Origin of the sequence: Burkholderia sp. S-53 (assembly GCF_025560745.1) — a bacterium.
GTDB classification, from domain to species: Bacteria; Pseudomonadota; Gammaproteobacteria; order Burkholderiales; family Burkholderiaceae; genus Burkholderia; species Burkholderia pyrrocinia.
This window is the reverse complement of sequence record NZ_CP090483.1, coordinates 3224539-3244697: the sequence shown is the minus strand read 5'-3', so window position 1 is coordinate 3244697 and position 20159 is coordinate 3224539. Positions and strand designations below refer to the sequence as shown.

Sequence of the window (20159 nt, the reverse complement as noted above, 5' to 3'; positions counted from 1 at the left end):
CGGGGTGCAGCCAGCCACGAGGAGGAAGTTACATGCGGAAGTGTTCGCCGAGGTACACGCGGCGCACGCTTTCGTTTTCGATGATGTCGCTCGGCGCGCCGGCGGCGAGCACCGAGCCGTCGCTGATGATATAGGCGTGGTCGCAGATGCCGAGCGTTTCGCGGACGTTGTGATCGGTAATCAGCACGCCGATGTTGCGCTGCTTCAGGAACTTGACGATCTTCTGGATCTCGAGCACCGCGATCGGATCGACGCCGGCGAACGGTTCGTCGAGCAGGATAAAGCTCGGGTTGGTCGCGAGCGCGCGGGCGATTTCGACACGGCGTCGTTCGCCGCCCGACAGCGACAGCGCGGGGTTCTCGCGCAGGTGGCCGATCTGCAGCTCGTCGAGCAGCGCTTCGGTGCGCGACGAGATCGCGTCCTTCGACAGCCGCTTGCCGTCTTCGCCGTATTGCAGCTCGAGCACCGCGCGGATGTTTTCCTCGACCGTCAGCTTGCGGAACACGGACGCTTCCTGCGGCAGGTACGACAGGCCGAGCGAAGCGCGCTTGTGGATCGGCAGCAGGCTGATCGAGCTGCCGTTCAGCGAGATCTCGCCCGCGTCGAGCGGCACGAGGCCGACGATCATGTAGAACGACGTGGTCTTGCCGGCGCCGTTCGGGCCGAGCAGCCCGACGACTTCGCCGCTCTTCACGTCGAGCGACACGTCCTTGACGACCGTGCGCGAGCCGTAGCGCTTCTTCAGGTTGCGGACGACGAGCGAGCTCGTGGTGCCGGCCGGCTGGCGGTTCGGTAGCGCGTTCATTGGCCCGGCGCTCCCTGGATCGTGGTCGACGGCGACAGCTTCGCCGGCGCGCCGTTCAGCGGCGCAGGGCCGCCGTTCTTCGGCGACAGCATCGCGCGCACGCGGCCGTTCGGGTTGCCCGGCGCCGCGACGTCCTTGCCGCCCTTCGCGGTGTAGAAGTCGCGCTGGCCGTCGTACGTGACCACGCTGCCGTGCACGGTGTCGGCGATCGTCGACGTGCCCTGCAGGCGGCGTACGGTCGCGGCGGTCGTCAGCGTGGTCAGGTCCTGCTTGCCGTCGTAGTCGATGCGCTCGGCGTCGCCGTCGATGTATTCGTCGAGGCCTTCGCGCTTCTGGCGGAACGTCGCGTGCTTCTTGCCGCTGCCGAACGACGTCGCATACTGATAGCCTTCCGGATCCTGGCGCACTTCGACGCGATCACCCTTGATGATGATCGTGCCCTTCGTGATCACGACGTTGCCGGTCGCGACCGTGACCTGCTTCAGGTCGTCGTAGGTCAGGTTGTCGGCTTCGACGTTGATCGGCTTGCTCTGGTCGGCCTTCTCGGCATGGGCGAGCGGCGCCAGCCCGACCAGCGGGAGCGCCACGAGCGTCGCGGCGAGCGCGGCGCGGACGGCGCGCGCAGCGCCGCCGGAATTCTGTCGAGGGAACGGTTCGTTCATGCAGTCACGTGAGGGAAGCGTCACTTGGGTTGACCTTTCGAGCCGCCGGACGTGTCCGCCGCGGCGATCGTGCCGCGCACGTTGCCGTAAAGCTCGATGACCCGGGTGACGTTGTTGTACTTCATGCCGTCGGTCGCGTTGACGAGCGACAGGCCGCGCTGAAGTTTAACCGGCTTTTCGGTCTGGATCACATCGTCATTGACGAAGATCCGGAAATGCTGGGAATCGGCCTGCATCTGCGGATCGCCGCCGCCGGCCGCGCGCAGGATGCGAGCGTCGTCGTACAAATCGACGATCGACACGTCGCCGTTGACGGTGCCGCGCTTCGCGGTGGTCGTCACGACCGGCTTGCCGGGCTGGAATGCGCGCATGGCCGGATCGGTCAGGTCGCTGCTTTCGGTGTCTTCGTAATGGATCAGCTTCGCGGCCGTCAACCGGTACTGCGTCGTGCCGGACTGGTCGAGTTCGGTGACCGAGAAGTTGTCCGCGAAATAGTCGGGCGTATGGCGCTTCGGCTGCACGGTGCCTTCGCCCGGCGGCGGCAGCGTTGCCTGCAGCAGCCACCAGGTGATGCCCGCGAGCGCGGCGACCGCGGCGAGCGGCAGCAACTGGGTCCAGCGGAAATGCGTATTCATCCGTCAGGCTCCGCAGGCGGCTGCGAGCAGCGCGTCGTAGCGGTGCTGCGCGCGCAGGATCGTGTCGCAGGCTTCGCGCACGGCGCCTTGGCCGCCGCGGGCCTCGGCCACCCAGTGCGCGCGGGCGATCACCTCGGGGTGCGCGTTCGCGGGCGCGGTCGCGAAGCCGCAGCGCAGCATCACCGGCAGGTCGGGCCAGTCGTCGCCCATGTAGCCGCAGGCGTCGGCGGTGAGGCCGAGCGATGCGATCAGGTCGGCGAACACCGTGAGCTTGTTCTCGACGCCCTGGAACAGGTGCGCGATCTTCATTTCCTTCGCGCGTGCCGCGACGATCTCCGAGCGGCGGCCCGTGATGATCGCGGTCGCGATGCCGGCTTCGCCAAGCAGCTTCACGCCGTGGCCGTCGAGCGAATTGAACGACTTCATCGCGTCGCCGGCCGCGGTAAACAGCAGGCCGCCGTCGGTCAGTACGCCGTCGACGTCGAAAATCATCAGCTTCACGCGGCTTGCGCGTTCGGCCGCAGTCAGCGCTGCGCTCATCAGATCACCTTCTTCGAAAACAGGTCGTGCATGTTCAGCGCGCCGATCAGCGCGCCTTCGGCATCGACTACGAGCATCTGGTTGATCCGGTGGCGCTCCATCAGTTCCACAGCCTCGACCGCCAGGTGATCCGGTGCGATCGTGCGCGGGTTGCGCGTCATCACGTCGGTGATCGGCAGCGTGCGGAAGTCGCCGTCGCGCGCGAGCACGCGGCGCAGGTCGCCGTCCGTGAAGATGCCCGCGACCTTGCCGTCGGCGTCGACGACGGCCGTCATGCCCAGGCGTTTCGCGGTGATCTGGAACAGTGCATCCGACAGCGTCGCGTCGAGCCCGACGGACGGGACGTCGTCGCCCGAGCGCATCACGTCGCGCACGTAGGTGAGCAGGCGCCGGCCGAGCGCGCCGCCCGGGTGCGAGCGCGCGAAATCTTCCGAACCGAAGCCGCGCGCGTCGAGCACGGCGACGGCGAGCGCGTCGCCGAGCGCGAGCGCGGCGGTCGTGCTCGCGGTGGGCGCAAGGTTCAGCGGGCACGCTTCCTTCGAGACCGCGGCGTTCAGGTTCACGTCGGCGAGCGTGCCGAGGCTCGACTCCGCACGGCCCGTGATCGCGATCAGCTTCGCGCCGATCCGCTTGACGAGCGGCAGGATCGCGACGAGCTCTTCCGATTCGCCGGAATAGGAGATGCCGATGAAGACGTCGTCGGAGGTGACCATCCCGAGGTCGCCGTGGCTGGCCTCGGCAGGGTGGACGAAGAAGGCCGGCGTGCCGGTGCTGGCCAGCGTTGCTGCGATCTTGCGGGCGATATGCCCGGATTTGCCGATACCGGACACCACCACGCGGCCCCGGCAGCCGAGCAGCAGCGCGACGGCCTGGATGAAGTCGCCGTCGAGCTGGTCGCGCAGCGCACGCACGGCGTCCGCCTCGATGTCGAGCACGTCGCGGGCGAGCGCGAGCGCGCGGTTGTCATTGATTTTCGCTATCATGCGCGGAGTATAGCAAAGGCGTTTGTTCGCCGCGCCGGGCCTTCGGACTCGTCCGAAGTCGCCTATCCCACGCTACGCCATCGTGCCCGCTTTGCGGTGGCCCCGACGAACGAGGACGCTTTGCCCGTGATTTCCCCGCTCGAAATGACGCTCATGCTGCTGCTGGCTTCGGTAGTGGGCGTCGTCGTGTTCCGTTCGCTGAACCTCCCGCCGATGCTCGGCTACCTGACCGTCGGTATCCTGGTCGGCCCGCACGCGCTCGGGATCGCGGCGGATCTCGAGCGCGCCGAGCATCTCGCGGAATTCGGCGTGGTGTTCCTGATGTTCTCGATCGGCCTCGAATTCTCGCTCGCGAAACTGAGGTCGATGCAGCGGCTCGTGTTCGGCCTCGGGCTGTTGCAGGTCGTCGCGACGCTTTTGCTCGCGCTCTTGCTCGGCGCGCTGTTCGAGCGCTGGGTGCACATCACGTGGCAGGGCGCCGTCGCGCTCGGCGGCGCGCTCGCGATGTCGTCGACGGCGATCGTGTCGAAGATGCTCGCCGAGCGGCTCGAGATCGAGACCGAGCACGGCCGCAACATCTTCGGCGTGCTGCTGTTCCAGGATCTTGCGGTCGTGCCGCTGCTGATCGTGATCGCCGCGTTCGGCGCCGAAACGTCAAAGGATCTCGCGCTGACGCTCGGTTTCGCGGCGGTCAAGATCGTGATCGCGCTCACGCTGCTGCTGGTCATCGGGCAGCGCTTCATGACGCGCTGGCTCAACGTCGTCGCGCGGCGCCGTTCGCAGGAACTGTTCGTGCTGAACCTGCTGCTCGTCACGCTCGGTGCCGCGTTCATCACCGACAAGTTCGGCCTGTCGCTTGCGCTCGGCGCGTTCATCGCGGGGATGCTGATTTCCGAGACGCCGTTCCGCCATCAGGTTGAAGAGGACATCAAGCCGTTCCGCGACGTGCTGCTCGGCCTGTTCTTCGTGACGACCGGGATGCTGCTCGATCCGCGCGTGATCTGGGAGCACCCGTTGCTCGTGCTCGGCTTCTTCGTCGGCCAGGTGCTGTTCAAGGCCACGATGATCACGGGGCTCGCGCGGCTGTTCGGCGCGACGCCGGGCGTCGCGATGCGCACGGGCATCGGCCTCGCGCAGGCCGGCGAATTCGGCTTCGTGCTGCTGAACCTGATCCTCGACCGCCATCTCGTCGATTCGACGCTGCTGCAGGCGATCCTTGCGTCGATGCTGCTGTCGATGCTTGCCGCGCCGTTCCTGATCCAGAACGCGGACCGGATCGTGATGCGGCTGTCGTCGACCGAATGGATGCAGCAGTCGCTGCAGATGACGCGGATCGCGACGCAAAGCCTGAAGCAGCGCGGCCACGTGATCATCTGCGGCTACGGCCGCGCGGGCCAGAACCTGGCGCGCATGCTCGAACAGGAAGGCATTTCGTATGTCGCGCTCGACCTCGACCCGGACCGCGTGAGCGCGGCCGGGGCGGCCGGCGAATCGGTCGTGTTCGGCGACGCGGCGCGCCGCGAGTCGCTGCTCGCGGCCGGTATCCACCGCGCGGCGGCCGTCGCGATCACCTATGCGAACACGCCGTCCGCGCTGCGCGTGCTGCATCACGTGCACGAGCTCGAACCGACGCTGCCGGCGATCGTGCGTACCGTCGACGATGCCGATCTCGAGAAGCTGCTCGCGGCCGGCGCGACCGAGGTGATTCCGGAGATCGTCGAGGGCAGCCTGATGCTCGCGTCGCACACGCTGGTGCTGGTCGGCGTGCCGATGCGCAAGGTCGTGCGGCGCGTCGAGGAGATGCGCGACGAGCGCTACAGCCTGCTGCGCGGCTATTTCCGCGGCGCGGACGACGCGGACGACGACGACCACGAGCAGGTGCGGCTACAATCGGTGCCGGTCGATGCGCGCGCGGACGCGGTCGGGCGCTCGCTGGAGGAACTCGGGCTGTATGCGCTCGGGCTGGAAGTCACGGCGATCCGCCGGCACGGCATCCGCGGCGTCGAACCCGATCCGCAGACCAAGCTGCGCGCGAGCGACATCGTCGTGCTGCGCGGGCTGCCCGAGGCGCTCGCGCTCGCGGAGGAGCGGCTGTCGCGCCATCGGCGCGATCCGCCGGCCGCGGCCGCGTGAGTCGCACTCAATAACCTGACCCGTATTTATTCGAAACGGTGCCCGATCTTCGCGCACCGTTTTTTTCGGAGAGTTTCATGCCGCATTCGTCGTCGGGCGCGCCGCTCGATCCGGTCGCCTTCATCCACAGCCAGATCCGCACGGTGCCCGACTGGCCGCAGCCGGGCGTGATGTTCCGCGACATCACGACGCTGCTGCAGAGCCCGAAGGCGCTGCGCATCCTCGTCGACCTGTTCGTCGAACGCTATGTCGATGCGAAGCTCGATTACGTCGCGGGCCTCGACGCGCGCGGCTTCATCATCGCGCCGATCGTCGCGTACGAGCTGAGCGTCGGCTTCGTGCCGATCCGCAAGGTCGGCAAGCTGCCGTACAAGACGCGCTCGGAATCGTACGACCTCGAATACGGCAGCGCGACGGTCGAGATCCACGAGGACGCGTGCCGCCCCGGCGACCGCGTGATCATCATGGACGACCTGATCGCGACCGGCGGCACGATGATGGCGGGGCGCAACCTGCTGCAGCGGCTCGGCGCGGTGGTCGTCGAAGGCGCGGCGATCATCGACCTGCCCGATCTCGGCGGCTCGGCGCTGCTGCGCAACGCGGGATTGCCCGTCTATACCGTCACCGAATTCGCCGGCCACTGAAACCCGGCTGAACCGCGAGGTCACGATGCCCAACTTCATGCTGTTTCTCGCCACGTCGATCGCGATTACGTTCGCGCCGGGTCCCGACAACCTGCAGGTGCTCGCGCGCGGGATCTCGCAGGGCCGCGCGGCCGGCTTCGTCGCCGCGCTCGGCTTCACGGCCGGGATCCTGTTCCACACGACGCTCGCGGCGCTCGGCGTCGCGGCCGTGCTGCGTTCGTCGCCGGTCGCGTTCGAGATCCTGAAGCTCGCGGGCGCTGCGTACCTCGTGTGGATCGGCATCAAGGCGCTGCGCAGCCAGGGCCTCGCGAATGCGCACGCGCGCCCGCCGCAGCCGCTCGGAACGATCTTCCGGCAGAGCGTGATCGGCAACCTGATGAACCCGAAGGTCACGTTGTTCTTCGTCGTGTTCCTGCCGCAGTTCGTCGATCCGCACGGTGCGCAGAGCGTGACGCTGCAGATGTTCGAGCTCGGCGCGCTGTTCATGCTGCAGACGGCCGCGATCTTCTCGCTGTTCGGCGTCGGCGCCGGGATGATCGGCGCATGGCTGAAGCGCCGCCCGAAGGCCGGCGTGTGGCTCGACCGGATCGCCGGCGCGACGTTCATCGCGATCGGCATCCGCGTCGCACTGAAGGACTGACGGCGATGACGTTTCCGTGCATTGCGGCCGCGCGCCGCTTCGATCCGGCCGCGCACCTGCGCTTCGAGATCGCCGGCCAGGCGGTCGGCTGGGTGCGCCGCCAGGACGTCGCGAAGCTCGCGCGCTGGCCCGACGTGTTCGAGCTGACCGGCGAGCGCGTCGTGCTGTCGGCGCGCTACGACTCGGTCGACGCGCGCAGCATGGCGCTGGCGAGCGCGATCGGCGCACTCGCGGCAGAAGGCGCGATTCCTGGCTGGCGCGACGAGATCTACGCGATCCGCAACCGCTTCGACGACCCGCCGCTCGCGTACATCGAGCGCGCCGCGTCGCGGTTCTTCGGGACGCAGACTTATGCGGTGCACCTGAACGGCATCGTAGAATATGCAGTTACGCCGGGCGAGGCGCCCGCCGCGGCCGTGCCGCAGATGTGGCTCGGCCGCCGCAGCGCGACCAAGGCAACCGACCCCGGCATGCTCGACAACGTCGTCGCGGGCGGCATCGGCTGGGGCCTGGGCGTTCACGAGACGCTCGCGAAGGAGTGCTGGGAAGAAGCCGGCATTCCGGCCGAACTCGCGGTGCGTGCGATCGCGGGCCGCGCGGTGCAGGTGCTGTGCTCGCTGCCGGAAGGCACGCAGTCCGAACTGATCTTCGTGTACGACCTGCCGCTGCCGCACGACTTCGCGCCGCGCAACCAGGACGGGGAAGTGGCCGAGCACCTGCTGGCCGGCGTGCCCGAGGTGATCGGCTGGCTGCGCGAAGGCCGCGCGACAATGGATGCGAGCCTCGCGACGCTCGATACGCTGCTGCGCCACCGCTGGCTTTCCGCGACCGACGCGGCGGGCATCGACGCGCTGTTCGCACCGGCCGCGTGACGCGCGCCGCGACGCGCAGTCCGGCGGCGCGAACGGGCAATTTGACGAATACGGAAACAAAGGGAGTCGCGGTCATGTCGACCGATCACAGCTTTATCTTGAAACTGTCGTGCCCCGACCGGCACGGCATCGTCCACGCGGTCTCGGGCTTCCTGTTCGAGCGCAACAACAACATCCTCGATTCGGCGCAGTTCGGCGACAGCCGTACCAGCGAATTCTTCATGCGCGTGCACTTCGAGCAGGATGGCAACGGCGCGGATGTCGCGTCGGCGCTCGACACGCTTCGCAAGGAATTCGCACCGCTCGCGGAACAGTTCTCGATGCGCTGGGAACTGCACGACGCGGCCGTGAAGCCGCGCGTCGTGATCATGGTGTCGAAGATCGGCCACTGCCTGAACGACCTGCTGTTCCGCTATCGCACCGGCCAACTGCCGATCGAGATTCCGGCGATCGTGTCGAACCACAAGGAGTTCTACCAGCTCGCCGCGAGCTACAACATCCCGTTCCATCACTTCCCGCTGATCGGCGGTTCGTCCGATGCCGCGAAGGCCGCGCAGGAAGCGCGCGTGCTGGAAGTGATCGACGAGCACCAGGCCGACCTCGTCGTGCTCGCGCGCTACATGCAGATCCTGTCGCCGAACATGTGCGAGCAGCTCGCCGGGCGCGCGATCAACATCCACCATTCGTTCCTGCCGAGCTTCAAGGGTGCGAAGCCGTACTACCAGGCGTTCGACCGTGGCGTGAAGCTGATCGGCGCAACTGCGCACTACGTGACGACCGATCTCGACGAAGGCCCGATCATCGAGCAGGAAGTCGAGCGTGTCGACCACAGCATGACGCCCGACCAGTTGACCGCGATCGGCCGCGACGTCGAGTGCGTGACGCTCGCGCGCGCGGTGAAGTGGCACGTCGAGCACCGGATCGTGCTGAACGGGACGAAGACGGTCGTGTTCCGCTGATCGGCCAGCCGCGTTCGTCGGCCTGCCCGTACAAACAAAAACGCCGCGCCCTTCACGGGGTGCGGCGTTTTTTTTACGCCTGATGCGCGGGCGTCAGATCAGCCGCAGCAGGTACAGCTCGCGTTTCAGGTACGCATAGAAGATCGGCGCGGCGATCACGCCCGGCAGCCCGAACGCGGCCTCCATCACCAGCATCGCGAGCAGCAGCTCCCACGCGCGCGACTCGATCTGGCCGCCGATGATCTTCGCGTTCAGGAAGTATTCGAGCTTGTGGATGATCACGAGGAACGCGAGCGACGCGATCGCGGTACCCATGCTGACCGACAGCGACACGGCGACGATCAGCGTGTTCGAGATCAGGTTGCCGATGACGGGCAGCAGGCCGACGATGAACGTGACGAGCACGAGCGTTTTCGACAGCGGCAGCCGCTCGTGGAACATCGGCAGCGCGACGAGCAGGTAGATGCCCGTGAACGTCGCGTTGATCGCCGAGATCTTGATCTGCGCGAACACGATCCGGCGGAACGCGTCGGAGAAGCGCGACACGCGCGTGACGAGCGCGGTCGACAGCGGCCGGCGTGCCTTGCCGTGCTCGACGCCGATCGCGATCATCGCGCCGATGATCATCCCGAACAGCACGTGGCCGAAGCCGCGCGCGACGCTCTTGCCGCTCTGCTGGAGCTCTTCCATGTGCGCGTGCATCAGCACGGCTGCCTTCGTCTTCATCTGCTCGACGTCGACGGGTAGCAGGTTCGCGATCCACGCCGGCGTGCGCGCGCGGGTTTGCTCGACGATCTGCATCAACTGGTCGAGCAGGCTCTGCAGGTTCGGCACCGTGCGCTCGAAATGCTCGATGATGCCGATCGTCAGGCCCGTGAGCGCGCCGACGATCGCGATCGCCAGCAGCACGACGGCGACCCAGCGCGCGCGCATGCTGGTCGTGTGGCGTTCGATCACGGGCGCGATCGTGTGGATCAGCTGGTAGACGAGCAGGCCGGCCAGCAGCCCGCCGAGCAGCTTGAGCTCGAGGACGAGCCACATCATGACGATCGTGAAGAGATAGCTGCCGATCTCGAGTGCCGACAGCTTCGGCAGGCTGAAGTCGCTCGTCAGCCGCACGCTGCGCAAGTGCGGCTCGCGGTTCTGCGCATCGCGCGACGAGTCTGGTTGCTTCTCCATCGTGGATTCCTGTCGTTCGTGTGTCATGCCGCGCAATGAGCGACAGAGCGGTGCCCGCCCGGGCTGCACCGGATTGGTGCCGATGGCGAACCTTACGACCGTAAAGTATAGCCGCCATTATGGTCCGCAATCGGGCCGTTTGGCGCATGGTGTAAACGCAGAAGGGAAAACGAGGGGGCGGGCGGCGTACCGCCAACGGTCGCGCGCGGCCGGGCGGCCGCGCGCGGGAAGGGTGGCGCAAGCGCGACGGGCGTCAGCCGGCCGCGACCTTGCGGGTCGAACGCTTGAGCAGCGGCGCGAGGTACTTGCCGGTGAAGCTCGCCTTCGTCTTCGCGACCTGCTCGGGCGTGCCCTGCGCGATGATCTGGCCGCCGCCGGCGCCGCCTTCGGGGCCGAGATCGATCACCCAGTCGGCCGTCTTGATCACGTCGAGGTTGTGCTCGATGATCACGACCGTGTTGCCCTGGTCGCGCAGCCGGTGGATCACCTCGAGCAGCAGCGCGATGTCGTGGAAGTGCAGGCCGGTGGTCGGCTCGTCGAGGATGTACAGCGTGCGGCCGGTGTCGCGCTTCGACAGCTCCAGCGACAGCTTCACGCGCTGCGCCTCGCCGCCCGACAGCGTCGTGGCCGACTGGCCGAGGCGGATGTAGCCGAGGCCGACGTCGAGCAGCGTCTTCAGCTTGCGCGCGATGACCGGCACCGCGCTGAAGAATTCGTACGCATGCTCGACCGTCATGTCGAGCACTTCGCTGATGTTCTTGCCCTTGTACTGCACTTCGAGCGTTTCGCGGTTGTAGCGCTTGCCGTGGCACACGTCGCACGGCACGTAGACGTCCGGCAGGAAGTGCATCTCGACCTTCAGCACGCCGTCGCCCTGGCACGATTCGCAGCGGCCGCCCTTCACGTTGAACGAGAAGCGGCCCGGATCGTAGCCGCGCTCCTTCGAGGTCGGCACGCCCGAGAACAGCTCGCGGATCGGCGTGAACAGGCCCGTGTACGTGGCCGGGTTCGAGCGCGGCGTGCGGCCGATCGGCGACTGGTCGACGTTGATCACCTTGTCGAAGTGCTCGAGGCCCTCGATCGCCTCGTGCGGCGCCGGCTCGGCCGACGAGCCGTACAGGTGGCGCGCGACCGCGTGATACAGCGTGTCGTTGATCAGCGTCGACTTGCCGGAGCCCGACACGCCGGTGATGCAGGTCAACAGGCCGACCGGCAGCTCGAGATCGACGTGCTTCAGGTTGTTGCCGTGCGCGTCGACGATGCGCAGCATCCGCTCCGCGTCGGGTGCGAGCCGCTCGTCCGGATACTCGATCGTGCGCTTGCCGAGCAGGTACTGGCCCGTCAGCGACTGCGGGTTCGACTGCACCTGCTTCGGCGTGCCTTCGGCCACCACCACGCCGCCGTGCTCGCCCGCGCCGGGGCCCATGTCGACGACGTAGTCGGCCGTGCGGATCATGTCCTCGTCGTGCTCGACGACGATCACCGAGTTGCCGAGGTCGCGCAGGTGCTTGAGCGTCCCGATCAGGCGGTCGTTGTCGCGCTGGTGCAGGCCGATCGACGGCTCGTCGAGCACGTACATCACGCCCGTGAGGCCCGAGCCGATCTGCGACGCGAGCCGGATCCGCTGCGCCTCGCCGCCCGACAGCGTTTCGGCGCTGCGCTCGAGCGACAGGTAGTCGAGGCCGACGTTGTTCAGGAACGTCAGGCGCGCGACGATTTCCTTGATCACCTTGTCGGCGATCTCGCGCTTCGCGCCTTCGAGCGTCAGCCCGTCGAAATAGCCGAGCGCGTCGCGCAGCGGCCAGCCGCTGATTTCATAGATGCCGCGCGCGTAGTCGCCGGTGCCGATCCGCACGTGGCGCGCCTCGCGACGCAGGCGCGTGCCTTCGCACGACGGGCACGGCTGGTTGTTCTGGTACTTCGACAGTTCCTCGCGCACCGCGACCGAATCGGTCTCGCGGTAGCGGCGCTCGAGGTTCGGGATGATCCCTTCGAACACGTGCTCGCGGATCGTCGTGCGGCCGCGCTCGTTGATGTACGAGAACGGGATCGTCTGCTTGCCCGAGCCGAACAGCAGCACCTTCCGGATCTTTTCCGGCAGATCCTCGAACGCGGCGTCGATGTCGAACTCGTAGAACGCCGCGAGGCTCTGCAGCATCTGGAAGTAGAACTGGTTGCGGCGGTCCCAGCCCTTCACGGCGCCCGCAGCGAGCGACAGCGACGGGTGCGCGACGACCCGCTTCGGGTCGAAGAACGTGATCTGGCCGAGGCCGTCGCATTCCGGGCACGCGCCCATCGGGTTGTTGAACGAGAACAGGCGCGGCTCGAGCTCCTGCAGCGAGTACGAGCAGATCGGGCACGCGAACTTCGAGCTGAACAGGTGTTCCTTGTCGGTGTCCATTTCCAGCGCGATCGCGCGGCCGTCGGCGAGGCGCAGCGCCGTCTCGAACGATTCGGCGAGGCGCTGCTTCATGTCCGGGCGCACCTTCAGGCGATCGACGACGACGTCGATCGTGTGCTTGTCGTTTTTCTTGAGCTTCGGCAGCGACTCGACCTCGTAGATCTTCGCGACGCCTTCGTTCGCGGTGCCGCCGCCCGAGCGCACGCGAAAGCGCACGAAGCCCTGCGCCTGCATCTCCTCGAACAGCTCGGCGTGCTCGCCCTTGCGGTTCGCGACGACGGGCGCGAGGATCATCAGCTTGGTTTCCTCGGGCAGCGCGAGCGCCGCGTCGACCATCTGCGACACGCTCTGCGCCTCGAGCGGGATATCGTGGTCGGGGCAGTACGGCGTGCCGACACGTGCGTACAAAAGTCGCAGGTAGTCGTGGATTTCCGTGACCGTGCCGACGGTCGAACGCGGGTTGTGGGATGTCGCCTTCTGCTCGATCGAGATCGCGGGCGACAGGCCCTCGATCAGGTCGACGTCCGGTTTCTCCATCAGCTGCAGGAACTGGCGGGCATACGCGGACAGGCTTTCGACATAGCGGCGCTGGCCCTCGGCATAAAGGGTATCGAACGCGAGCGACGACTTGCCCGACCCTGACAACCCGGTAATCACGATCAGCTTGTGGCGCGGCAGGTCGAGATTGACGTTTTTCAGGTTGTGGGTGCGTGCCCCACGGATACGGATCTGTTCCATGAACCTGGCCAAAATGGAGGAAACCAAACCTGCTACTATAACGGCTTTTCGAGACCGTCGTTTGGGGTCCCCAGCCTTTACAGCAGGTGGCAGCAAGGCGGCGCCTGCGCCGGGGAAAGCGGTCGCGCCGCGCGGTTCCGGGCGGCCTGCAGGCTGCCGAATCCTGCCCCGACGCGTTGCCCGCCGGGCCTCCCGGGCCGCCGGTCCTGATCTTCCGCCGCCCGCTGCCGGGCGGACATTCCGATCATTCGAAATTCATTCCCGATGTCCAATCCGTCCGCCACGTCTTCCCGCATGACCGCGCCCGAGCTGCGCGCGACCACGTCGCTCGCGGCGATCTTCGCGCTGCGCATGCTCGGCCTGTTCATGATCATGCCGGTGTTCTCGGTCTACGCGAAAACCATTCCCGGCGGCGACAACGTGCTGCTCGTCGGCATCGCGCTCGGGGCCTACGGCGTCACTCAGTCGCTGTTCTACATCTTCTACGGCTGGGCGTCCGACAAGTTCGGCCGCAAGCCGGTGATCGCCGCGGGCCTCGTGATCTTCGCGCTCGGCAGCTTCGTCGCCGCGTTTGCGCACGACATCACGTGGATCATCGTCGGCCGCGTGATCCAGGGGATGGGCGCCGTGTCGTCCGCGGTGCTCGCGTTCATCGCCGACCTGACTTCCGAGCAGAACCGCACGAAGGCGATGGCGATGGTCGGCGGCTCGATCGGCGTGTCGTTCGCGGTCGCGATCGTCGGCGCGCCGATCGTGTTCCACTGGGTCGGGATGAGCGGGCTGTTCACGATCGTCGGCGTACTGTCGATCCTCGCGATCGGCGTCGTGGTGTGGATCGTTCCCGACGCGGCGAAGCCCGTGCACGTGCCCGCGCCGTTCGCCGAGGTGCTGCATAACGTCGAGCTGTTGCGCCTGAATTTCGGGGTGCTGGTGCTGCATGCGACGCAGACGGCGCTGTTCCTCGTCGTGCCGCGCCTGCTCGTCGACGGCGGGCTGCCGGTCGCCGCGCACTGGAAGGTCTACCTGCCGGTGATGGGGCTCGCGTTCGTGATGATGGTCCCGGCGATCATCGTCGCGGAAAAACGGGGCAAGATGAAGCCGGTGCTGCTGGGCGGCATTCTGGCTATCCTGATCGGCCAATTGCTGCTGGGCAGCGCGCCGCATACCATCCTGATTGTGGCGGCGATCCTGTTCGTCTACTTCCTCGGGTTCAACATCCTGGAAGCGTCGCAGCCGTCGCTCGTGTCGAAGCTCGCGCCGGGTTCGCGCAAGGGTGCGGCCACGGGCGTCTACAACACCACGCAGTCGATCGGGCTCGCGCTCGGCGGCATCGCGGGCGGCTGGCTGCTGAAGCACGGGGGTGCAAACACCGTGTTCTACGCGTGTTCGGGGCTCGTTGCCGCGTGGCTTATAATCGCGGCCAGCATGAAAGCGCCGCCGCGCAAGGCCTGAACCTGATTTTCGGGCAGGCACCGGCGGCGTTCGCCGGCTTGACCGGCGGGCCGCTCCGACGCGGCCCGGCATCGAATTTACTGGAGAAACACATGGCATCCGTCAACAAGGTCATCCTCGTCGGCAATCTCGGCGCCGATCCTGAAGTCCGTTACCTGCCGAGCGGCGACGCGGTTGCGAACATCCGTCTCGCGACGACCGACCGCTACAAGGACAAGGCAAGCGGCGATTTCAAGGAAATGACCGAGTGGCATCGCGTCGCGTTCTTCGGCCGTCTGGCGGAGATCGTCAGCGAATACCTGAAGAAAGGCTCGTCGGTCTATATCGAAGGCCGCATCCGCACGCGCAAGTGGCAAGGCCAGGACGGCCAGGATCGTTACTCGACCGAAATCGTCGCCGACCAGATGCAGATGCTCGGCGGCCGCGGCGGTGCGGGCGGCGGCGGCGGTGGCGGTGACGAAGGCGGTTACGGCGGCGGCTACGGTGGTGGTGGCGGCGGCCGCGGCGAGCAGGCGGAACGCGGCGGTGGCGGCGGCGGTCGTGCCGGCGGCGCGGCGCGTGGCGGTGCTGGCGGCGGCGCGCAGAGCCGTCCGAGTGCACCGGCAGGTGGCGGCTTCGACGAGATGGACGACGATATTCCGTTCTGACGGCCAAGTCGGCATCCCGCATCGCGATGGGCCCGAATGTCCGAGTCAAGCCGGTTGCTTGGCGCGGGTCTTCGGGCCTTGCTTCGTTTACGTCGCTGTACCTCGCACTGCTGACGAACCGTGGCTGACGAACTCCCCGACCTCATCGCTGCGCATCTCGACGTGCTGTTCTGCGGGATCAACCCCGGCATGACCGCCGCCGCGACCGGGCATCACTTCGCGGGGAGAAGCAACCGCTTCTGGCGCGTGATTCATCTCGCGGGTTTCACGCCAACGGAAATTCCTCCGAACGACGATCGCGCCATACTCCGGTACGGCTGCGGCCTGACGGCGGTAGTGAAGCGACCGACCGCGAGTGCCGATCAGCTTTCGCGCGCGGAATTCATCGCCGCGGCGGCGGAGTTCGAGCAGAAGGTAGCGCGTTATGGGCCGCGCTTCGTCGCCTTTCTCGGCAAGGCGGCGTATTCGGCGCTTGCGGGGCAACGCGAAGTCGCGTGGGGATTGCAGCCGGCGCGCATGCAACGCGCGAGCGTCTGGGTGCTGCCCAATCCGAGCGGGAGAAATCTTGCGTTCGGCCTCGACGATCTGGTCGACGCGTACCGTCAGCTTTATCTGCAGGCGAAGACCGTTGCCGGTCGTCAACCGGAGGGGCAGCCGGATGCGGCGCAGTAAGACGGCATCCCCATGGCCGGGCACCGTGTTGCCGCGGGCGTTCTTCGATCGCATCGCCACCGACGTCGCACCGCAACTGCTCAACAAGATCCTCGCGGCAGCCGACGGCCGCGCCGGCCGCATCGTCGAAGTGGAGGCCTATGCCGGCGCGATCGACCCGGCGGCGCATACCTATCGCGGCAAGACACTGCGTAACTCGACGATGTTCGGGCCGCCCGGGCACCTGTACGTCTATTTCACGTACGGCATGCACTGGTGCTGCAATTGCGTGTGCGGTCCGGATGGTACGGGAACGGGCGTGCTGATCCGTGCGCTGGAACCGCTGCATGGGCTCGAACAGATGCGTGCGGCACGGCCGCCGCTGACGCGCGATCGCGACCTGTGCCGCGGGCCGGCTCGGCTGACCCAGGCGATGGGGATCGATGGAGCCCAGGATGGCGTCGATCTGGTTGGCGCGCGAGAAGGGTTTGCGGTCGTGGACGACGGCATGGCGCCGCCCGCGGATCTGGCGGGCGAGCCGCGCATCGGCATTCGCGTCGGCAAGGATCTTCCGTGGCGGTGGAGCGTGCCCGGCAATCGCCATGTATCGGGGGCGCTGCCGCGCACCTGATGCGTGCCGCGCACAATCGCGCGTAAATCGATCTGCGTCACGCGGCCGCCATTATTGACCGGCTAAGCTGGTCCTTTCGACGTTCGATCGAGGGGGACACAATGCGGCGGGTCGTATTCAACCAGAAGGGCGGCGTGGGCAAATCGACGATCGTCTGCAACCTGGCGGCGATCAGCGCGAGCGAAGGGCTGCGCACGCTCGTCATCGACCTCGATGCGCAGGCGAACTCCACGCGCTACCTGCTCGGCGACGCCGCAGCCGACGCGCAACCGGGGGTCGCCGGTTTCTTCGAAACCGCGCTGACCTTCAACTTCCGTCCGGTCGACGTCGCGTCGTTCATCCATCCGACCCCGTTCGAAGGGCTCGACGTGATGCCCGCGCATCCGGACCTCGACACGCTGCACGGCAAGCTCGAATCGCGCTACAAGATCTACAAGCTGCGCGACGCGCTGAACGAGCTCGACACCTACGACGCCGTGTACATCGACACGCCGCCCGCGCTGAATTTCTATACGCGCTCGGCGCTGATCGCGGTCGAGCGCTGCCTGATCCCGTTCGACTGCGACGATTTCTCGCGCCGCGCGCTGTACACGCTGCTCGAGAACGTGAAGGAAATCCAGCAGGACCACAACGCGGCGCTCGAGGTCGAAGGGATCGTCATCAACCAGTTCCAGCCGCGCGCGAGCCTGCCGCAACGGCTGGTCGACGAGCTCGTCGACGAAGGGCTGCCGGTGCTCGCATCGAAGCTGTCGGCGTCGGTGAAGATCCGCGAGTCGCATCAGCAGTCCAAGCCCGTGATCCATCTCGAACCCGGGCACAAGCTCGCGCAGGAATTCCTCGCGTTGCATCGCGAACTGGCCGGCTGACCGCCCGCACGCAGGAACCGACCGTGGCCGCTTCATGCGGCCGCACCGGTATTTTCATTGCGACCCGCAATTCATCCGATCATTGATTCCGGCATTAATAATCCCGGAAACGATTTCATAATCAATCCAGAAAAAACGATTACATAAGCGGCCGCTCCATTTTCAATCGGCGCCGGTTTTCTAATAAACGGAATAATGAATTGGTAAATGTTGCGCAACGTCACGGCGCGCTATGCTGTAAAAAGGTAAAAAGACATTGCGGGACAGAGTGCTGCGATGTCTTTCTCCGCGATGTCGATGTGTCGCGGGCTCCAGCAGCTGCTCGAAGAGAAGTAAGGGTTTACACCTATCATTAATGCCATTTAATTGACAATTAATCGATCTAGAATGGCCTCCTTCAACTTCCCGTACTTAAATAAGTGACGGGTTGTCAATAAGGTGGCCGGCTGTCGATCTGGCTTCCATTTTTCTTTACGTCGTCTCTCGCATTGCCAACAGGAGCGTGCCCGATGTCCGTATTTGCCCCCGAAAAACTTACCGCCGATTATCAAACCGGAATCGCTGCGTGGTTTGCGATCGCCCGTCCGGCGATCCAGGGTTTCGAGGCTGTCGTCGAACTCAACCTGCAAGCGGCCCGGACGGCGCTCGAGGAATACGAAGACAAGCTGAAGAACGCCTTCAACAGCAGCAATCCGGCCGCGGGTTTCGCGCAGCAGGTGGCCGCACCGCAGGAAGCGGCCGGCAAGGTCGTGTCGTACGGCCGCCATCTGTTCGACATCGCGGTGTCGACGCAATCCGAATGGGCGAAGGTCGCGCAGGCGCAATACGAACAGAACGACAAGCGCCTGAAGGACGTGCTCGGCGAGCTGTCGAAGCATGCGCCGGCTGGCTCGGCACCGGTGGTGGCCGCGCTGAATTCGGCGCTGTCCGCGGCGACGGCCGCGGCTGACTCCGTGCGCGCAGCGACGGGGCAGGCGATCGAAGCCGCCCAGAGCGGCTTCGATGCGGTCAGCGAAACGGCCACGCGTGGCGCCAAGCAGACGGCTGCCGCACGCAAGGACGCAGCGGCCGCGCGCGAATCGGCCGCGTAACGATGCGAGCGTGTCGCGCGCAGGCGCGACACGATTGATCGGCGCCGGATGGCGCCGTGCACTGCGTGTGCCGCGCGGTGCACGGCGACCGTTCGGCTTGCCGCAAGGCGCCGGTGCATGTGCGGGCCGTGCCGGTGCGACCGGATGCTGCTCGCGGTGCGTCGGCGTGCGACCGTTGTCGCGCCGGATGGCCCGACGTGCGCCATCGCCAGTTGCAGCCGGCGCGTGCCGGCGTCAGAACGACGAACTGATTTCGATGCAGGAACTGAACATGACGGATGTAGTGATCGTATCGGCCGCGCGGACCGCGGTCGGCAAATTCGGCGGCTCGCTTGCGAAGATTGCGGCGCCCGAGCTGGGCGCGACGGTGATCCGCGCGGTGCTGGAGCGTGCGGGCGTGAAGCCGGAGCAGGTCAGCGAAGTGATCATGGGCCAGGTGCTGACGGCCGGCTCGGGGCAGAACCCGGCGCGGCAGTCGCTGATCAAGGCCGGGCTGCCGGCGGCAGTGCCGGGGATGACGATCAACAAGGTGTGCGGCTCGGGCCTGAAGGCCGTGATGCTGGCGGCGAACGCGATCGTCGCGGGCGACGCGGAGATCGTGATCGCGGGCGGCCAGGAGAACATGAGCGCGTCGCCGCACGTGCTGCCGGGCTCGCGCGACGGGTTCCGGATGGGCGACGCGAAGCTGGTCGACACGATGATCGTCGACGGCCTGTGGGACGTGTACAACCAGTACCACATGGGCATCACGGCGGAGAACGTCGCGAAGGAATACGGGATCACGCGCGAAGAGCAGGACGCGTTCGCGGCGCTGTCGCAGAACAAGGCGGAAGCCGCGCAGAAGGCCGGGCGCTTCAGCGACGAGATCGTGCCGGTGTCGATTCCGCAACGCAAGGGCGAGCCGCTGCAATTCGCGACCGACGAGTTCGTGCGTCACGGCGTGACGGCGGAATCGCTGGCGGGGCTGAAGCCGGCATTCTCGAAGGACGGTTCGGTGACGGCGGCGAACGCGTCGGGCCTGAACGACGGCGCGGCGGCGGTGCTGGTGATGTCCGCGCAGAAGGCGGCGGCGCTCGGCCTGACGCCGCTCGCGCGGATCAAGGCGTACGCGAACGCGGGCGTGGATCCGAGCGTGATGGGGATGGGCCCGGTGCCGGCTTCGCGCCGCTGCCTGGAACGCGCGGGCTGGACGCCGGGCGACCTGGACCTGATGGAAATCAACGAGGCATTCGCGGCGCAGGCGCTGGCGGTGCACAAGCAGATGGGCTGGGACACGTCGAAGGTGAACGTGAACGGCGGCGCGATCGCGATCGGTCACCCGATCGGTGCGTCGGGTTGCCGGATCCTGGTGACACTGCTGCACGAGATGGCCAAGCGCGATGCGAAGCGCGGGCTGGCGTCGCTGTGTATCGGCGGCGGGATGGGCGTCGCGCTCGCGGTCGAGCGAGTCTGAGCAGGGTCTGAAAACAGGGCCCGCAGGCGGCGCCGGCCAGCGTCGCCAGTGGGCGAAGTGTCTTCGCGCACGACAAGCAGCCAACAACAAGCGCGATGTTCCGGTGCGTGCCGCACCCGCGACGCGGGCGGCTGCGCATCGAAGCGGTGGGGCGGCAGCATGTGCGATGCCGCCGCC

Annotated in this window: 19 protein-coding genes; 12 read left to right on the top strand and 7 right to left on the bottom strand. The window is 66.8% G+C overall.

Annotation, left to right across the window (positions count from 1 at the left end; genetic code table 11):
- Window positions 1-28: 28 nt before the first annotated feature.
- From lptB to kdsD, 5 genes are read right to left on the bottom strand one after another with little or no spacing between them, the layout of a single operon-like run.
- A complete protein-coding gene (gene lptB / locus LXM88_RS20075; protein ID WP_096471805.1) occupies window positions 29-805 on the bottom strand; it encodes an LPS export ABC transporter ATP-binding protein in 777 nt (258 codons plus the stop codon).
- The gene (gene lptA, locus LXM88_RS20070) at window positions 802-1467 is read right to left on the bottom strand and encodes a lipopolysaccharide transport periplasmic protein LptA (protein WP_262536509.1); all 666 of its coding nucleotides are present in this window, start codon (window positions 1465-1467) and stop codon (window positions 802-804) included. Before lptA ends, lptB begins: the two co-directional genes overlap by 4 nt.
- A 20-nt stretch (window positions 1468-1487) precedes the next feature.
- Window positions 1488-2102: an LPS export ABC transporter periplasmic protein LptC gene (lptC, locus tag LXM88_RS20065; RefSeq protein ID WP_262536507.1), complete on the bottom strand. Its 615-nt coding sequence runs from the start codon at window positions 2100-2102 to the stop codon at window positions 1488-1490.
- 3 nt (window positions 2103-2105) lie between these two features.
- A complete protein-coding gene (locus LXM88_RS20060; protein WP_262536505.1) occupies window positions 2106-2642 on the bottom strand; it encodes a KdsC family phosphatase in 537 nt (178 codons plus the stop codon).
- A complete protein-coding gene (gene kdsD / locus LXM88_RS20055) occupies window positions 2642-3625 on the bottom strand; it encodes an arabinose 5-phosphate isomerase KdsD (RefSeq protein ID WP_262536503.1) in 984 nt (327 codons plus the stop codon). Before kdsD ends, LXM88_RS20060 begins: the two co-directional genes overlap by 1 nt.
- Window positions 3626-3751: 126 nt before the next feature.
- Between kdsD and LXM88_RS20050 the strand changes: the two genes are divergently transcribed.
- The 5 genes from LXM88_RS20050 (at window position 3752) to purU (ending at window position 8873) form a co-directional block, all read left to right on the top strand.
- Window positions 3752-5758, top strand: a complete 2007-nt coding sequence (locus LXM88_RS20050; RefSeq protein WP_262536502.1) for a monovalent cation:proton antiporter family protein — start codon at window positions 3752-3754, stop codon at window positions 5756-5758.
- Between the two features lie 77 nt (window positions 5759-5835).
- Entirely contained in the window at window positions 5836-6402 is a 567-nt protein-coding gene (locus LXM88_RS20045; RefSeq protein WP_040141994.1) for an adenine phosphoribosyltransferase, read from the top strand.
- Between the two features lie 25 nt (window positions 6403-6427).
- Window positions 6428-7042, top strand: coding sequence for a LysE family translocator (locus LXM88_RS20040; RefSeq protein WP_204424573.1), 615 nt, complete (start codon window positions 6428-6430; stop codon window positions 7040-7042).
- A 5-nt stretch (window positions 7043-7047) separates the two neighbouring features.
- On the top strand, window positions 7048-7914 hold the full coding sequence (locus LXM88_RS20035) for an NUDIX hydrolase (RefSeq protein ID WP_262536495.1): 867 nt from the start codon (window positions 7048-7050) through the stop codon (window positions 7912-7914).
- A gap of 74 nt (window positions 7915-7988) precedes the next feature.
- Window positions 7989-8873: a formyltetrahydrofolate deformylase gene (gene purU, locus LXM88_RS20030; protein ID WP_262536493.1), complete on the top strand. Its 885-nt coding sequence runs from the start codon at window positions 7989-7991 to the stop codon at window positions 8871-8873.
- 93 nt (window positions 8874-8966) lie between these two features.
- Here the strand turns inward: purU and LXM88_RS20025 are convergent, their stop codons facing one another.
- Together LXM88_RS20025 and uvrA are read right to left on the bottom strand one after the other, a co-directional pair.
- On the bottom strand, window positions 8967-10052 hold the full coding sequence (locus LXM88_RS20025; protein WP_262536492.1) for an AI-2E family transporter: 1086 nt from the start codon (window positions 10050-10052) through the stop codon (window positions 8967-8969).
- Window positions 10053-10305: 253 nt separating this feature from the next.
- Entirely contained in the window at window positions 10306-13191 is a 2886-nt protein-coding gene (gene uvrA / locus LXM88_RS20020; RefSeq protein ID WP_262536491.1) for an excinuclease ABC subunit UvrA, read from the bottom strand.
- Window positions 13192-13455: 264 nt separating this feature from the next.
- On the opposite strand from uvrA, the gene LXM88_RS20015 reads away from it, so the two are divergent.
- The 7 genes from LXM88_RS20015 (at window position 13456) to LXM88_RS19985 (ending at window position 19982) form a co-directional block, all read left to right on the top strand.
- Complete coding sequence (locus tag LXM88_RS20015; protein WP_034179048.1) at window positions 13456-14643, top strand: MFS transporter; 1188 nt, start codon at window positions 13456-13458, stop codon at window positions 14641-14643.
- Between the two features lie 92 nt (window positions 14644-14735).
- A complete protein-coding gene (locus LXM88_RS20010; protein WP_096471798.1) occupies window positions 14736-15290 on the top strand; it encodes a single-stranded DNA-binding protein in 555 nt (184 codons plus the stop codon).
- Window positions 15291-15410: 120 nt separating this feature from the next.
- Window positions 15411-15962, top strand: a complete 552-nt coding sequence (gene mug / locus LXM88_RS20005; RefSeq protein ID WP_262536488.1) for a G/U mismatch-specific DNA glycosylase — start codon at window positions 15411-15413, stop codon at window positions 15960-15962.
- Window positions 15949-16572, top strand: coding sequence for a DNA-3-methyladenine glycosylase (locus LXM88_RS20000; RefSeq protein ID WP_262542883.1), 624 nt, complete (start codon window positions 15949-15951; stop codon window positions 16570-16572). The genes mug and LXM88_RS20000 overlap by 14 nt, the downstream gene beginning before the upstream one ends.
- A 101-nt stretch (window positions 16573-16673) precedes the next feature.
- Entirely contained in the window at window positions 16674-17438 is a 765-nt protein-coding gene (locus tag LXM88_RS19995) for a ParA family protein (RefSeq protein WP_047899036.1), read from the top strand.
- 509 nt (window positions 17439-17947) lie between these two features.
- Window positions 17948-18529: a TIGR01841 family phasin gene (phaP, locus tag LXM88_RS19990; protein WP_262536483.1), complete on the top strand. Its 582-nt coding sequence runs from the start codon at window positions 17948-17950 to the stop codon at window positions 18527-18529.
- Between the two features lie 271 nt (window positions 18530-18800).
- Complete coding sequence (locus LXM88_RS19985; protein ID WP_262536481.1) at window positions 18801-19982, top strand: acetyl-CoA C-acetyltransferase; 1182 nt, start codon at window positions 18801-18803, stop codon at window positions 19980-19982.
- The last annotated feature ends 177 nt before the right edge of the window (window positions 19983-20159 follow it).